This window comes from Tessaracoccus sp. MC1756 (genome assembly GCF_014164735.1).
Lineage (GTDB): Bacteria > Actinomycetota > Actinomycetes > Propionibacteriales > Propionibacteriaceae > Arachnia.
Window position 1 is genome coordinate 306,221 of sequence record NZ_JACJFZ010000002.1, and the last position, 13,089, is coordinate 319,309.

The 13,089-nt window shown below is 69.0% G+C and carries 11 protein-coding genes; 3 read left to right on the forward strand and 8 right to left on the reverse strand.

Annotated elements, in window-relative coordinates:
• Nucleotides 1–3: 3 nt before the first annotated feature.
• The 6 genes from H5393_RS06770 to H5393_RS06795 form a co-directional block, all read right to left on the reverse strand.
• Entirely contained in the window at nt 4–768 is a 765-nt protein-coding gene (locus H5393_RS06770; RefSeq protein ID WP_182761969.1) for a TIGR00730 family Rossman fold protein, read from the reverse strand.
• Entirely contained in the window at nt 765–1,841 is a 1,077-nt protein-coding gene (gene dapE, locus H5393_RS06775; protein ID WP_182761971.1) for a succinyl-diaminopimelate desuccinylase, read from the reverse strand. The genes H5393_RS06770 and dapE overlap by 4 nt, the downstream gene beginning before the upstream one ends.
• Nucleotides 1,842–1,991: 150 nt before the next feature.
• A complete protein-coding gene (locus tag H5393_RS06780; protein ID WP_182761973.1) occupies nt 1,992–2,885 on the reverse strand; it encodes a rhodanese-related sulfurtransferase in 894 nt (297 codons plus the stop codon).
• A gap of 70 nt (nt 2,886–2,955) precedes the next feature.
• On the reverse strand, nt 2,956–4,308 hold the full coding sequence (locus H5393_RS06785) for an MFS transporter (RefSeq protein WP_182761975.1): 1,353 nt from the start codon (nt 4,306–4,308) through the stop codon (nt 2,956–2,958).
• Between the two features lie 50 nt (nt 4,309–4,358).
• Nucleotides 4,359–5,387: a 4-hydroxy-2-oxovalerate aldolase gene (gene dmpG / locus H5393_RS06790; protein ID WP_182761977.1), complete on the reverse strand. Its 1,029-nt coding sequence runs from the start codon at nt 5,385–5,387 to the stop codon at nt 4,359–4,361.
• Nucleotides 5,384–6,340 carry an acetaldehyde dehydrogenase (acetylating) gene (locus H5393_RS06795; RefSeq protein ID WP_182761980.1) on the reverse strand — a complete coding sequence of 319 codons (957 nt, stop codon included), beginning with the start codon at nt 6,338–6,340 and terminating at the stop codon, nt 5,384–5,386. Before H5393_RS06795 ends, dmpG begins: the two co-directional genes overlap by 4 nt.
• 145 nt (nt 6,341–6,485) lie before the next feature.
• On the opposite strand from H5393_RS06795, the gene H5393_RS06800 reads away from it, so the two are divergent.
• The 3 genes from H5393_RS06800 to H5393_RS14855 are packed head-to-tail and all read left to right on the forward strand — an operon-like array spanning nt 6,486 to nt 9,071.
• Nucleotides 6,486–7,256: an IclR family transcriptional regulator gene (locus H5393_RS06800; RefSeq protein WP_182761982.1), complete on the forward strand. Its 771-nt coding sequence runs from the start codon at nt 6,486–6,488 to the stop codon at nt 7,254–7,256.
• Nucleotides 7,257–7,308: 52 nt separating this feature from the next.
• On the forward strand, nt 7,309–8,244 hold the full coding sequence (gene dapD, locus H5393_RS06805; RefSeq protein ID WP_182766012.1) for a 2,3,4,5-tetrahydropyridine-2,6-dicarboxylate N-succinyltransferase: 936 nt from the start codon (nt 7,309–7,311) through the stop codon (nt 8,242–8,244).
• Nucleotides 8,244–9,071, forward strand: coding sequence for a hypothetical protein (locus tag H5393_RS14855; protein ID WP_182766013.1), 828 nt, complete (start codon nt 8,244–8,246; stop codon nt 9,069–9,071). Before dapD ends, H5393_RS14855 begins: the two co-directional genes overlap by 1 nt.
• Nucleotides 9,072–9,075: 4 nt before the next feature.
• Here the strand turns inward: H5393_RS14855 and H5393_RS06815 are convergent, their stop codons facing one another.
• Both H5393_RS06815 and H5393_RS06820 read right to left on the reverse strand, forming a co-directional pair.
• Nucleotides 9,076–10,998 carry an ABC transporter ATP-binding protein gene (locus tag H5393_RS06815; RefSeq protein WP_182766014.1) on the reverse strand — a complete coding sequence of 641 codons (1,923 nt, stop codon included), beginning with the start codon at nt 10,996–10,998 and terminating at the stop codon, nt 9,076–9,078.
• Nucleotides 10,991–12,847 (reverse strand): ABC transporter ATP-binding protein, encoded by a 1,857-nt coding sequence (locus H5393_RS06820; RefSeq protein WP_182766015.1) that lies wholly within the window; start codon nt 12,845–12,847, stop codon nt 10,991–10,993. Before H5393_RS06820 ends, H5393_RS06815 begins: the two co-directional genes overlap by 8 nt.
• Between the last annotated feature and the right edge of the window lie 242 nt (nt 12,848–13,089).

Genomic DNA, 13,089 nt, shown 5'->3' on the forward strand with positions numbered 1-13,089 from the left:
GGGCTAAACAGTACCGAACTGCCCGGGCTCCCCCATCGCCTCGACCGCCTCGTCGACATCGTCGGTGAGCGTGACCAGGTCAAGGTCGCCGTCGGAGATGTAGCCGCCGCCCAGCACGGTGCCGCGCACCCAGTCGATCAGCGGCGACCAGTACTCGGTGCCGAACAGGATCATCGGGAAGTGCGTCACTTTGCCGGTCTGGATGAGGGTGAGCGCCTCGAACAGTTCGTCGAGGGTGCCGAAGCCGCCCGGCATGGTGATGAAGCCCTGGCTGTACTTGAGGAACATCGTCTTGCGGACGAAGAAGTAGCGGAAGTTGATCCCGAGCGTGATGTAGTCGTTGAGGCCCTGCTCATGCGGCAGCTCGATGCCGAGCCCCACGGAACAGCCGTCGGCGTCCATGGCGCCCTTGTTGCCGGCCTCCATGATGCCCGGGCCCCCGCCCGTGATGATGGCGAAGCCCTTCTGCACGAGTCTCCTGCCGAGTTCCTCGCCGGCCTTGTACATGGGCGAACCGGGCTTGGTACGCGCGGACCCGAAGATGCTGACGGCGGGGGGAAGCTTGGCGAGGGCGTCGAAGCCGTCGACGAACTCCGACTGGATCCGCAGCACCCGCCACGGGTCCCAGTGGGTCCACCCCTGCTTGTCCTCCTTCTCCAGCAGCGCGCTGTCGGCCATGGGCTGGTTGAGCTCCTGGCCGCGCAACACGACGGGGCCCTGGCGCCGACGGCGTCCGGGCTCAAGGTCCTGGGGGCGGGGTTCGGTCATGAGCGGGTCTCCTCAGCGGCGGTGAGCCAACGGGTGAGCCCCGCGGCACATTTCTCCAGGTCGGACACGGGGCAGAACTCGTCGTCGCGGTGCGCGTAGGCCGGATCCCCCGGGCCGTAGTTCACGGCGGGTACGCCGAGGGCGCTGAAGCGGGCGACGTCCGTCCAGCCGTACTTGGGGCCTGCAGGCTCGCCGATGGCGTCGACGAATTCGCGCGCGAGCGGCAGGGTGAGCCCGGGGCGGGCGGCGGGTGACAGGTCGGTGACTTTCATCTCGTACCCGGTGAACCACCGCCCCAACAGCGCGAGCGCCTCGTCGCCGGACTTGTCCGGCGCGTAACGGTAGTTGATCGTGAGGGTGGCCCGGGGCGGGATGACGTTCGAGGCCATGCCACCGGAGACGGCCACGGCGTTGAGCCCCTCGCGGTAGACGAGCCCGTCCACCTCGATCTCCTCGCCCCGGTACTCGGCCAGCGTCTGCAGGGCGGGGGCCAGATCGTGGATGGCGTTGTGGCCCATCCAGGACCTCGCGCTGTGGGCTGCGGTGCCCGTCGTCGACAGTTCGACGCGGATGGTGCCCTGGCAGCCTCCCTCGATGTGGGCTGAGGTGGGTTCCATCAGGACGGCGAAGTCCCCCTCGATGAGGTCAGGCCGGTTACGCGCCAAGCGGCCGAGCCCGTTGCGGGTGGCCTCCACCTCTTCATGGTCGTAGAAGATCCACGTGATGTCGCGGTTGGGCGCGGTCAGGGTTTCCGCGAGGTGCAGCATGACGGCGACGCCGCCCTTCATGTCGCAGGCACCCCTGCCCCAGATGCGGTCGCCGTCGGCGTGTTCGATCCGCCGCGACGGCAGGTTCCCCGCCACCGGCACCGTGTCGAGGTGACCGGCCACGACCACCCGCTCGGCCCGGCCGAGGGTGGTGCGTGCGACGACACAGTCGTCGTCGCGGAAGACCGTCAGATGCGGCAACCGCCGGAGGCGGCGCTCGACGAGGTCTGCGAGTTCGCGTTCGTTCCCCGACACGGACTCGACGTCCATGATCTCCTGCAGCAATCGGGCCAGATCAGAAACCATGGTGACGAGACTATCCACTCTACTCACCCACCCGAAGAACCAAATCTAGATTTGGTGTCGTGCACGCCCCCGAATCTGAATTCGGGGCGATTGGCGCCGGGCGTCGGATCTAGATGTGGTGTCGTCCAGAACCCCGAATCTAGATTTGGGTCAGGCAGCGGTGGGATGGGCGAAACAACCCACCGGCTGCGCCGCGCAGTCGGGGCAGGTGACCAGCCGGACGCGGCACGCCAGGTCGGCGCAGTTCACCAGCTGCGAGGTGGCCGTGCCGCAGCGGTGGCACGCGCCGATGGGCTCGGCTCCTTCGGGCGCCACGGTCTCCCTCGCGTCGAAGACGGTGAGCGCACCCTTCCACCGCGACGATGCCCCGAACCGCTCCAGGTAGCGCACGATGCCGCCGTCGAGCTGGTAGACCTCCTCGAAGCCCCGGTCCTTCATCAGGGCGCTGAGGATCTCGCAGCGGACCCCGCCGGTGCAGTAGGTGACGACGGGGCGGCCCTTGAGGTGGTCGTACTTGCCTGAGTCGAGTTCGGCCACGAAATCGGGCGTGCTCACCACGTCGGGGACGACGGCGCCGTCGAACCGGCCCACCTCCGCCTCGATCTTGTTGCGACCATCGAAGAAGACGACGTCCGGTCGGTCCGCCGCCAGGGCGTCCACCTCGTCGGGCGTCAGCCGCACTCCCCCACCGACCACACCGTCGGTGGTGACTTCGAGGTCGGGTACGCCGAAGGCGACCAGTTCCGGGCGGGTCTTGACCGACAGCCGCGGGAAGTCGAGCGAGGCGCCGGCGTCGTCGACGCCGGTGCCGGCCGACCACTTCTCGTCGAGTTCTCTGAACGGCGCGAACTGCTTCGTCGCGCGGAGATAGGCCTTGCAGGCGTCGAGTTCCCCGCCGAGCGTGCCGTTGATGCCGTGCGGGGACACGATGATGCGGCCACGCAGCCCCAGACGGGTACACAGCTCGAACTGCCACAGCTTCACGGCCTCGGGGTCGGTCAGCGGCACGAACCGGTAGAACAGGAGGATCTTCGGCACGGACATGGCTGGGAGTGTACCGACGCACCACGGGGCCGCCCCCGAAGGAGCGGCCCCGTGTGTGCCGAGCGATGGATCAGTGGCTGTCGAGGACCTGACCGGAGCGGTCACGCGTCATCAGGACGGCGACGAACGAGATCGCGGCGCACACGGCCACGAAGACGCCCACGAGCCACCAGTTGTTGGTCGTGCCGACGAGCGCCGTGGCGATCAGCGGCGCCGGGCCGCCCACGATGGCGGCGCCCACCTGGTAGCCGAGCGAGATGCCGGTGTAGCGGACATCGGCGGTGAACGACTCTGCCAGGAAGGTGCCCATGAGGGCTCCGTAGATGGACCAGATGGCGCCGAAGCCGACGACGGTGGCCAGCGTGAGGAGGAGCACCGACTTCTGGTTGATCATCCAGAAGTAGGGGAAGATGTACGCCACAGCCAGCGCCGTGCCGATCAGGTACATCGGCTTGCGGCCGACACGGTCCGACAGCGCACCGAGGGCGAGCATGCAGGGCACCGCCACGACAGCCGCGAAGAGCACGGCGCCGAGAGCCTGACCACGGGTGAAGCCCAGACCCACCGCGTAGCTGACGGAGTACGTCGCGAAGATGAAGAACGTCGAGGTCTCAATGAACTTGGCGCCGATGGCCTTGAGCACCGAGGGCCACTGGGTCTTGAAGATCTCGACGATCGGGACCTTGACCTCTTTGCGCTCAGACTTGATCTTGCGGAACGCGGGGGTCTCGTCGACCTTGGCGCGGATCCAGAGGCCGAACATGACCAGCAGTGCCGACAGGAGGAACGGGATGCGCCAGCCCCAGCTGAGGAAGGCGTTCTCCGGCAGGAGCCAGTCCAGGAACCAGAGGGTCAGGTTGCCCAGGGCGAGGCCGAGGAGCGCGCCGGTCTGCGGGACCGCGCCGTAGAAGCCGCGCTTCTTGCGCGGGGAGTATTCGACCGCCAGCAGCACGCCGCCGCCCCATTCGCCGCCCAGCGCAAGGCCCTGCACGAGGCGCAGCAGCGTGAGCAGGACGCCTGCCCAGGCGCCGATGGCGGCGTGAGTGGGCAGCAGGCCCATCAGGGCCGTCGAGACGCCCATGAGGGAGAGCGTGAAGACGAGCGTCTTCTTGCGGCCGATGCGGTCGCCGATGTGGCTGAAGATGACGCCGCCGATGGGGCGAACCAGGAAGGCCAGCGCGAACGAGGCCAGCGAGAGCAGCGTCGAGGTGAGCTGGTCCTCCGAGGGGAAGAACAGGGGGCCGAACACGACCGAGGCCATGGTGCCGTAGAGGAAGAAGTCGTACCACTCCACGGTGGATCCGACCGCGGAGCCCATGAGGGCCTTGATCCGCGTTCCCTTGTCGATGTTCTCGACGTCGAATGAGTCTTCGTTGTTCTCATTGATGGGCTTGACGATATCGCCTTGTGCCAGTTTGCTCATGATGTGCTTCCTCCTTGAAGCAGGCGGGTCTTTTAGGGGGGTGGTGAGTTTCAGCTGGCCGCGCGCGACTTGGCGAGGTCCAGGGCGACGTCGACGATCATGTCCTCCTGGCCGCCGACCATGTTGCGGCGACCGAGTTCCATGAGGATCTGCGGCGTGGGGATGCCGTAGCGCTCCGAGGCCCGGCGGGCGTGCAGGAGGAAGCTGCCGTACACCCCGGCGTAACCGATGGAGAGCGTGTCGCGGTCGACGCGGACCGGCTGGTGCATGAGGGGGCGCACCAGGTCGTCGGCGGCGTCGGCGAGCTTGAACACGTCGCAGCCCGTCTCCCAGCCCATGCGGTCGGCGACCGCGATGAAGGCCTCGAGGGGTGTGTTGCCGGCAGCGGCGCCGAGACCGGCGAGGCTGGCGTCGACGCGGTAGGCGCCGTTCTGCACGGCGGCCACGGAGTTCGCGACGGAGACCGACAGGTTCTCGTGGGCGTGCACGCCCACCTCGGTCTCGGGCCTCAGGGCTGCGCGCACGGCCTTGATCTTGGCCGCGTACTGCTCGGGAACCATGGCGCCCGCAGAGTCAGTGACGTAGACGCACTGCGCGCCGTAGCCCTCCATGAGGAGGGCCTGCTCGACGAGCTTGTCCTCGTCGGCCATGTGGCTCATCATCAGGAAGCCGGCGGTGTTGAAGCCGAGCTCGCGGGCCTTGGCGATGTGCTGGGCGGACGTGTCGGCCTCGGTGCAGTGGGTGGCGACGCGGACGTAGCGCGCCCCTGCTTCGTAGGCCTCGCGGAGGTTCGGGATGACGCCGACGCCGGGCAGCAGCAGGATGGCGATCTTGGCGCGCTTGACCACTGCGGCGGCGGCCTCGATCTTCTCCAGGTCGGAGTGGGTGGCGAAGCCGTAGTTGACGGTGGAGCCGCCCATGCCGTCGCCGTGGGCGACCTCGATGGAGTCGACCCCGGCCTCGTCGAGCGCTGCGGCGACGGAGGCCACCTGCTCAGGCGTGAACGTGTGGCGCACGGCGTGCGAGCCGTCGCGCAGGGTCACGTCGGAGATGAAGAGCTTGCCTTCGGGGGTGCTCATGCGACGGCCTCCTCAGCCTTGTCGTTCAGGTGGGCGGCGATTTCGACGCCGGTGCGCAGCGCCGCGGCGGTCATGATGTCGAGGTTGCCCGAGTAGGCGGGGAGGTAGTCGCCGACGCCCTCCACCTCGAGGAACACGGACACCTTGAGGCCGTGGAACCGGCCGACGCCCGGGATGTTGACGCTCTGGTCCTCGGGGATCTCCTCGAACTGCACGTCCTGCTTCAGGCGGTAGCCCGGCACGTACTCGGCGACCTCGCCGATGCGGGCGTTGACCGCGGCGCGGATGTGGTCGCGGTCCCCGTCGGAGGTGAGGACGAACACGGTGTCGCGCATCAGGACGGGGGGCTCGGCGGGGTTCAGGATGATGATGGCCTTGCCCTTCTTGGCGCCGCCGATCTTCTCCAGCGCGTGGGCGGTGGTCTCCGTGAACTCGTCGATGTTGGCGCGGGTGCCGGGTCCGGCCGACTTCGAGCTGATCGACGCGACGATCTCGGCGTACTCAACGGTGGCACCGGTCGAGGAGATCGCGTGCACGATCGGCGCGGTGGCCTGGCCGCCGCAGGTGACCATGTTGACGTTCATGTCGGTGGTGATGGTGTCGAGGTTGGCCACCGGCACGCAGAACGGACCGATCGCGGCAGGGGTCAGGTCGACGAGGCGGATCTCGGGCCTGGCGGCCCGCAGCACCTTCTCGTCGTAGAGGTGGGCCTTGGCCGAGGTGGCGTCGAACACGATCTCGACGTCGGCGAACACCTCGTCGGCGACCAGACCGTCGACACCGGTGGCGATGGGCTTCACGCCCAGCCGTTCCGCCCGCTTCAGGCCGTCGGACTCGGGATCGATGCCGACCATGGCGACGATCTCCAACGCGGTCTGCTGCGGCTTCAGGATCTTCATCATCAGATCGGTACCGATGTTTCCGGAACCGATGATGGCGACTTTCGTGGTCACTAGGCTTCCTCCTCACACGTCTTCGTGTTCGAGATGTCGAAATCTTGTTCGAGATTTCGTTATGATTTTCTAAGTATCGAATACGTCTGACGTCGTGTCAAGACATATGCAAGAATCAATTTCGGAAGACCTGAGACGGTGAGACATGGCCCGATTGACCCCCGCACTGATGCGCGCACTCGACATCATGGAGTTGTTCGTCGAGCGCGGAGCGCGCTGGAACGCCGCCCAGATCGCCGAGGCAACCGGGCTCCCGCGCACGACGGTCCACGAACTGCTCACCACGCTGACCCACCGCGGTTACCTCACGCGCGACGAGATCGGGAACTTCGAGTTGGGCGTGCGCACCGTCCAACTGGGCAACGCCTACGCGGCGCGCTTCGACCTGCTGGGCGCTGCCACGGAAGTGGCCCGCGACGTCGGCCAGGCCACCGGCCACACCTGTTCGGTGGCCATCCGGGAGGGCGCGGAGGTCTTCTACCTGGCGAAGGTCGAGGGCAGCGAGTCCCTCTCGCTGATCTCCAGCGTCGGTAAGCGGGCCCCCGCCAGCTGCACCGGGCTCGGCAAGGCGCTGCTCTCCGAACTGGAACCGGCGGAGGTGGACCGCCTCTACCCCACCGGTCAGCTCCCGGCATTGTCCGAACACTCGATCACGGACCTTGGCCAGCTCAAGAAGGCGCTGGCCACGTCGCGGTTGCGCGGCTACGCCATCGAGCGGGAGGAATCCGGCCCGGGCGTGGCCTGTGCCGCCGCCGTCATCCGCGACGCGGCGGGCGCCGCCGTCGCCGCCCTCTCCATCTCCGTGCCCCTGGCCCGTTGGGATCAGCTGCCCGAGAAATACTGGGCGGACATCGCGCTGGAGGGCTCAGGCCGCCTGAGTGAACAGCTCGGGTGGATCGACCGCAACGCCGGTTGAGCGCGACGGCGGCCGACACCGGTCGCTCCGGCACGCCGATAGACTGGCGTCCATGACCAATGAGACCCGCACCGCCTGGGCCTGGGGCCTGGCCAGCGTCCACACCACCGGCGCCGTCCTCGACGCCTGGTACCCGGAGCCCAAGCTCGGCTCGGACCACACCGACGAGCCCAACTCGTTGCTGGCAGATGCCCAGTTCGTCGACGAGATCCGTCAGGTGGAGACCAAGGTGGTGCGCACCAGCATCGACCTGGACGAGGCGCCGGAGACGGTGGAGGACGCCTACCTGCGCCTCCACCTCCTGAGCGCCCGCCTGGTGCAGCCGCACCAGGTCAACCTGAACGGGATCTTCGGCGTGCTGCCCAACAACGCCTGGACGACGATGGGCCCCGTGCGTGTGGGCGACGTCGCCCGCGTGCGGGTGCTGCTGCGGGCCCGCGGTGAGCAGCTGACGGTCTATGGCATCGACAAGTTCCCCCGCATGGTGGACTACATCGTCCCCAGCGGCGTGCGGATCGCAGACGCAGACCGCGTCCGCCTCGGCGCCCACCTCGCCGAGGGCACCACCGTGATGCACGAGGGCTTCGTGAACTTCAACGCCGGAACGCTCGGCACCTCGATGGTCGAGGGACGCATCTCGGCCGGTGTCGTCGTGGCCGACGGCACCGACGTCGGCGGCGGCGCGTCCATCATGGGCACCCTCTCGGGCGGTGGCCAGGAGGTCATCCGGCTCGGCGAGCGCTGCCTGCTGGGCGCGAACTCCGGTGTGGGCATCTCGCTGGGCGACGACTGCGTGGTCGAGGCGGGCCTCTACATCACCGCTGGCACCAAGGTCACCCTCGACGACGGCGCCGTGGTGAAGGCCCGCGAGCTCAGTGGCCAGAACGACCTGCTGTTCCTCCGCGACTCGGTGCAGGGCAACGTCATCGCCCGTCACCGCCGCGGCCAGCAGGTCGAGCTGAACTCCGCCCTCCACGCCAACGACTGATGAAGCGGCCACTGATCGTGGCGCTCGTCGCGATCCTCGTGGTCGGCGCGCTCGGCCTCGCCGGGTGGATGGGCTTGCGTTACGTCCAGAAGCGCATCACCCCGGAGGTCTGCCACGTCCAGGTGGCCGACGGCTCGCTCACGCTGTCCCCGGCCCAGGCCCGCAACGCCTCGATCATCGTGGCAGCCTCGGTGGAGCGTGAGCTGCCCGAGCAGGCCGCGGTGATCGCCATCGCCACCGCCTACCAGGAATCAGGGTTGCGCAACCTCGATTACGGCGACCGCGACTCCCTCGGCCTGTTCCAGCAGCGGCCCTCCTTCGGGTGGGGCACCGAGGAGCAGATCTTGGACCCGTGGTACTCGTCGGCCCGCTTCTACGAGGAGCTGGTGAAGTTCACCAACTGGGACACCACCGACGTCAACGACATCGCCCAGAAGGTGCAGCGCAGCGGCCACCCCGAGGCGTACCGCAAGCACGTCGAGAATTCACGGGCCGTCGTGGGGGCGCTGCGCGGCTCCGTGCCGGCGTCGCTGGGCTGCATCAGCTACGAGCCGGACCCCAGCCCCGGGCGCGAGGGTCTGGACAGGGTGTTGGAGGCGTTCGGCCCTGCGCTCACCGTCGAGGAGACCGACGACGGCCTGAGCATCACCGCCACGGACGAGACCACCGCGTGGGCCGCGGCCCATCATGCGGTGGCCAACTCCTACGACGCCGCCATCACGGGCGTCGCGCTGGCAGACCGGGAATGGCGGGCCGAGAGCCGGCAGTGGCACACACTGCAGACCCCCGGCCCCGACCTCACCGTGGTGGTCACTCTGGCCGGGTGAATTCTCAGCTGCGCCAGGTCCGCCACAGGTGCGCGTACTGACCGTCGAGGCCCATCAGTTCGTCGTGCGAGCCGAGTTCCACGATGCGTCCGTTGTCCACCACCGCGATGCGGTCGGCGTCGTGCGCCGTGTGCAGCCGATGCGCGATCGCGATCACCGCACGGCCGTCGAGCAGCGCCGACATCGAGTCCTCCAGGTGGCGGGCCGACGACGGGTCGATCAGCGAGGTCGCCTCGTCGAGCACCAGCGTGTGCGGGTCCGCGACGATCAGCCGGGCGAGCGCAACCTGCTGCGCCTGGGCGGGGGTCAGGTTGTTCTTACCGTGCCCGAGTTGCGCATTGATGCCTCCCGGCAGCCGCGACACCCAGCCCCAGGCGTCGACGGCCCGCAGCGCTTCCTCGACCTCGGCGTCCGAGGCCGTGGTCTCGCGGGCCAGGACGATGTTGTCGCGCACCGACCCGACGAACACGTGGTGCTCCTGCGTCACCAGCGCCACCTCCGTGCGGAGGCGGTCCAGCGGCAGGTCCATCACGTCGACACCACCGACGGTGACCTCACCCTCGCGTGGTCGGTTGACGCCGGCCACGAGCCGGGCGAGCGTCGACTTACCGGAGCCCGATGGCCCCACCACGGCGAGCCGCTCCCCCGGCACCAGGTCGACGTCGACGCCGTGCAGCACGTCCACGTCCGGCCGGTACCCGAAGCGCAGTTCGGAGCCGGTGAGCTTGACGCCGTCGGGCACCGCGTGGCCCGGGGTGCGGTCGTCGTCCACCTGAGCCACACCGATCAGCCTGGCCGTGGAGACCAGACCGAGCTGCAGGTGGTCGAGCACCGCGATGACGCGGTCGAGCGGCCCCTGCAACTGCGACACGTACAGAGCCGCGGTGGTGATCTGGCCGATCGTCACCCAGCCCGACGTGTAGCCCCAGGTGCCGAGCAGCACGATGCCCACCAGCGGCAGCTGGAACGAGACGTCCACCATCCCGAAGAGGATGTTGCGCAGCGTCATCGTGTAGCGCTCCACCTGGGCCGACGCCTCGGTGTCCTCATCGAGCTGGCCCACCCGGAGGTCGCCGAGGCCGAGGGCCTCGACCGTGCGCGCGCTCTCCACCGTCTCGGTCGTCGTGGTGTTGATGACCGAGTACGAGCGGGATTCAGCGATGTAGCCGGCCGGTGCCCGCGCGAGGTAGTAGCGTCCGCCGAACCACATGATCAAGGCCGTCACGAGCATGGGCAGCGTGAGCAGCCATGAGTTCAGCAGCATCGCGATCAGAGTGGCGCCGATGAGCACCACCGACACGATGAGGGTGGGGATGGCCCAGCGCGCCGCGACTCCCATCTTCGCGACGTCGGAGGTGATGCGGGTCAGCAGGTCCCCCGAGCCGGACGATTCGACGTGGCTCAGCGGCAGGCGCAGCACGATCCGCACCACCTCTTCGCGGGCGGCGGCGAGCAGGTCGTAGCCGAGCACCGCGGAGACGCGACGCGCCGCGAAGGTGAACAGCGACTGCAGCACCACCACGCCGGCCACGATCATCACCAGCAATGTGAGTCCCTCGAGGCCCAGCCGGCCGCCCGTGACGCGGTCCATCAGGACACCGAGCAGGTACGGGGCGATGAGCCCCGCCCCGGCCGCAGCCAGGTTGCCCGCGATCGCCCAGCCGAGGAGGGCCCGGCGGTTCCTCATGAGGTCGCCGATGAAGCCGAAGGCGACCTTCGAGGAGGCCACCGGGAAGCCGTGCGCCGGGGCGCGCGAATCGAGATACACCGCCCGCGCGGTCGCGGTGCGGGCGTGGTGCCGGGTGACCAGCGCCTGCAGGCGACGCCGCGGCCCGACGCCCCGCGGGGGATGCATCTCCGGCGGGACGCGCGGCGCCGGCGCTTCAGCGCGCCAGGTACGGGCTGAGCCCGGAAGTAGTTCACTCATGGCTGTCCTCCATGCCGCGCGCGATGATGCGGCGGTAGTACGGGTTGTCATGCAGGTCGTCGTGGCTGCCGCGGACGACTTCGCGTCCGTCGACCAGCACGGCGATTTCGTCGGCGTGGCGCAGCATCAGCGGCGAGGCGGTCACCACGACCGTGGTGCGGCCACGCCGCAGTTCGGCCAACCGCTCGGCGATCCGCGCCTCGGTGTGCGCGTCGACGGCCGACGTGGGCTCCACCAGCACCAGGACGTCCGGGTCCAGGAGGAGCGCCCGCGCCAGGACGAGCCGCTGTCGCTGCCCGCCCGACAGACCGCGGCCCTTCTCGTCGATGCGACCCTGCCATCCGCCGGGCAACGACTCGAAGATGTCCTCGGCCGAGGCCGCCACCAGCGCCGCATCCGCGGCCTCCCTGGAATGCGTGCCCCACGGGTCGACGGCGGTCTGCAGCGTTCCCGCGAAGAGGCCGGCGCCGGTGTGGGACACGACGATGCGGCCTCGGAGGTCGGCCACACTGAGGTCGCGGTAGTCGACGCCGTCGGCCGTCACGCCCCACGGTTGCTGGGCGACGGTGGCATCGACGGCGGCCTGGCGGCGCCGGGCCTCGAAGCGCTCCTTGCGGGCGCGCCGCAGCGCACGACCCGAGAGTCCCTCGTCGTCGTCCTCCTCCTTCACCTCATCAGGGAGGTAACGACCCAGGCGGTCTGCCAGCGCAGCGGAGTCGTCCGGATCTGCGGACACGATGCCCAGCATCCGGCCGGGTTCGACCGTGACGCCCGAGGCCTCGTCGTGCAGGACAGGGTTGCTGCCGAGGCGGCTGTCCCCGTCGCGCCAGGGCACGTCGGTGCCCAGCAGCGCGCCGGTCTTCTGCGCGCTGACCAGGCCCTGCACCCACTTCTGGGCGAAGTCGAAGGCCATCTGCATGGGGGTCATCAGGAAGACGGCATAGCCGAAGAAGCTGATCAGCTGGCCGACGCTGAGCGTGCCCTCGAGGAGTTGGCGGGAGCCGAGGTAGACCAGGGCCACGAGCAGCAGGCCCGACAGGAGCACGCTGATGGCCTCGACAACCGCCTGCCAGGTACCGAGCCGCACGCCGAGCCCACGAACCTTCTGCGACTGGCGGGCGTAGTTGTCCGCGAACGTCTTCTCGCCGCCGATGCCGCGCAGGATGCGCAGCCCGGTGGCGATGTCCGTGGCCATGGAGGTCAGCGTGGAGTTCTCGGTCCGCTCGGCAGCCTGCGCGGCGGTCAGCGGACGCAGCACCGGGGTGGAGGCCGCCAGCAGCAGCGGCGTGGCCACGAGCACGAGCAGGCCCAGCGGAACCGACGTGGTGAGCATGAGTGCCGTGGCCACGAGGAAGCTGATGAGCGCGGCCAGCGCACCGCCGAAGGCCTCGACGGTGGCGCCGAACTGGTTGCTGTCCGACGAGGCGACGCTCAGCACCTCACCCGTCGGGACTCGGCGGTTGAGGACGTGCCCCAGCCGCACGGCCTTCCGCGAGACGCGGCGCTGCGTGCCGTAGATGCCGAGTAGCCACATCCGCACCGCGTAGGTGTGGAACAGGATGCCGCCCACGACGCCGAAGGCGATGACGCCCAGCAGCAGCGCCACCCAGCCGATCGTCGCGGGGAGGTCCTGACGCAGGACGCCCGCGTCGATGGCCCGCCCCAACAGCCACGGGGTGAGCGCGCCCGGCACCATCCAGGACGAGGCCGCCAATGTCATGGCGGGCACGACCCAGCCGAAGGAGCGGATGAGCCAGAAGAGGAAACGGCTGGGCGAGCGGGTGTCAGGCGCGTCGCCGGCGGAAATGGGCGGAGGGAAGTCGTAACGGCCGCGATGGGGCGAGAGCATGGGTGTTCCTTGACGCGTCAGGCGACGCAGAAAGATGATCCGAAAGGAGGGGTGGACGCAGGGGCGTCAGAGGGCGCAGTGGTGGCTCAGGCGGCAGCAGCGCGCGGACGGCCGAGGAGCGCGACGAACGCTGCCAGCACGGTTGTGTTCAACATTGCGGCACCTCCTATCGACGTCGCCGGTAACGCTACGCGCCGGTCTGAGACTCTGTCAACCCGCCACGGACATCACGCCGGGAAGGG

Bases quoted from the DNA above. Each gene is read 5' to 3' on its own strand.
- H5393_RS06770 (WP_182761969.1), bottom strand. From the start codon at position 768: ATGACCGAACCCCGCCCCCAGGACCTTGAGCCCGGACGCCGTCGGCGC.
- H5393_RS06800 (WP_182761982.1), top strand. From the start codon at position 6,486: ATGGCCCGATTGACCCCCGCACTGATGCGCGCACTCGACATCATGGAG.
- dapE (WP_182761971.1), bottom strand. From the start codon at position 1,841: ATGGTTTCTGATCTGGCCCGATTGCTGCAGGAGATCATGGACGTCGAG.
- dmpG (WP_182761977.1), bottom strand. From the start codon at position 5,387: ATGAGCACCCCCGAAGGCAAGCTCTTCATCTCCGACGTGACCCTGCGC.
- H5393_RS06785 (WP_182761975.1), bottom strand. From the start codon at position 4,308: ATGAGCAAACTGGCACAAGGCGATATCGTCAAGCCCATCAATGAGAAC.
- H5393_RS06820 (WP_182766015.1), bottom strand. From the start codon at position 12,847: ATGCTCTCGCCCCATCGCGGCCGTTACGACTTCCCTCCGCCCATTTCC.
- H5393_RS06815 (WP_182766014.1), bottom strand. From the start codon at position 10,998: ATGAGTGAACTACTTCCGGGCTCAGCCCGTACCTGGCGCGCTGAAGCG.
- H5393_RS06780 (WP_182761973.1), bottom strand. From the start codon at position 2,885: ATGTCCGTGCCGAAGATCCTCCTGTTCTACCGGTTCGTGCCGCTGACC.
- H5393_RS14855 (WP_182766013.1), top strand. From the start codon at position 8,244: ATGAAGCGGCCACTGATCGTGGCGCTCGTCGCGATCCTCGTGGTCGGC.
- dapD (WP_182766012.1), top strand. From the start codon at position 7,309: ATGACCAATGAGACCCGCACCGCCTGGGCCTGGGGCCTGGCCAGCGTC.